Consider the following 1,895-nt stretch of genomic DNA (forward strand, 5'->3'; position numbering starts at 1 on the left):
CAACCGGGCCATCAACCCTGGCTTAAGCGATGAAGGAAAAGACAGCAGCTTAACGCCGGTAATCACGGCGGCTGACGGGTCAGCAGTCCCTTCAGCCAGCGGACCGGTTCTGTATGCCAAGATTACGCCTGCTAAAGATTTTGTCCAGGACGATGAAATTCTTTATGGCTTTTCAATGGAAAAAAGATCTTTAGCCGACGAAAAAAACTATAACTCTGGCTCTAGCAGCGACGATTCTTCCGTTAACATTTCGCTTGACCGCGAATTGGCGCTGCTTCAAGCCAACAGCGACGACCAAATCAAACAGTCTATTGAAAGCGGCATCGTCAACAATGTCCTCTACCAGTGGGGCTACTACTTCAATTACCCTAAGACCAGTTTGGAAAACGCAAGCTTCAGATCATACTTTGACAAGATGCAGATTCCGCTTTATTCAACGCTCAAGGTGTTTGAAGTGCCTGATGACTTGGTCAGCTACACCAACAGCGCTGGTGAAGTCGTCAGAATCGGCGAAGACCAAAAGTTGAGCGAGCTGCCAGAAGAGATCCAAAGCCGGTATATCGATGGAGTAAAAATAACTGGAGACACGACCGTCTACAGTCTGATCGTTTCCACCCCGGTTGTTTCAGGACTGCAGGACTACTTGAGAGGCTTGATTAAGCAGCAAACCAGAACCGCAAGCAACGGCTACGACACCAGCATCCCTACTGAGGAGAACGGCTTCACCTATGACCAGACCAGTTTGAATCAGTACGCGGGCAAGGCCTACTTTTTCCAATTGGACACCCTGCCATCTGTCGGAGGCGGCACCAGCATGCACTTTGAGGACGGCCGGGCTGGGACCTACAATGTTCCGCTCAACAGAAACGGCAGCGCTGGCGGCTTTGGCAGCGGAAGCACGATCACGACCAGAGAGAGCAAGACGATCAGCGAGCAGATCAAGTACGTTGACGAGAGTTTGATCGGGAAAAATCCATCTGCTGCAGAAATTTTTGCCGCTGCTTTTGGCAATAATGGTGAGCAGTACTCAATCAGCAGCGACTACAAGTCTGGCACGGTCACCTTGACCAGAGAAGTAATCACTGAGGAAGCAACCGGCATCAAGTCTTACGGCAACTGGACGGTTTCCAGCGGTTTTGACGCGGTAAGCAACCCAACGATTGCCAACTACACGATCGATGCTGGCAAGATCTACGAGCTGTTCATGGGCGCGGCCAGCACTTTAGCGTCAACAAGTGCTGAAAGCATCGGCAGCGTTCAAGCCGACGCGATCCTTAAGGATGCTGGCAGCATCACTGATGGCGCAGTCCTGCAGATCGTTGTTCCATATACGGCAACGTTAACCACGCCAGAGGAACCGACCACGCCTACCGAGCCGACCGAGCCGACCACGCCGACTGAGCCTACCGAGCCGACTACACCAACTGAGCCAACGGAACCGACCACGCCGACTGAGCCTACTACGCCGACAGAACCGACCACGCCTACCGAGCCGACCACGCCTACGGAACCTACTACGCCTACGGAACCGACCGAGCCGACCACACCGACGGAACCGACCACGCCGACTGAACCGACTACACCGACGGAGCCGACTACGCCGACCGAGCCGACTACACCAACCGAGCCGACTACACCAACCGAGCCGACTACACCAACCGAGCCAACTACGCCGACGGAACCGACCACGCCTACCGAGCCGACCACGCCGACTGAGCCGACTTCGCCTACCGAGCCGACTTCGCCGACGGAACCGACTTCACCAACTGAGCCGACTACGCCGACTACGCCGACGGAACCGACTTCACCAACTGAGCCGACTACGCCGACTACGCCGACGGAACCGACCACGCCGACGGAACCTACTACGCCTACCGAGCCGACTACGCCGACTA

General features: G+C 55.2%; 1 protein-coding gene. It reads left to right on the plus strand.

Annotation, left to right across the window (positions count from 1 at the left end):
- Nucleotides 1-175: 175 nt before the first annotated feature.
- On the plus strand, nucleotides 176-1,895 hold a 1,720-nt coding region (locus lacNas_RS14200; RefSeq protein ID WP_373868160.1), incomplete at its 3' end, for a hypothetical protein.

It is taken from the genome of Lactobacillus nasalidis (genome assembly GCF_016587775.1).
Lineage (GTDB): Bacteria > Bacillota > Bacilli > Lactobacillales > Lactobacillaceae > Lactobacillus > Lactobacillus nasalidis.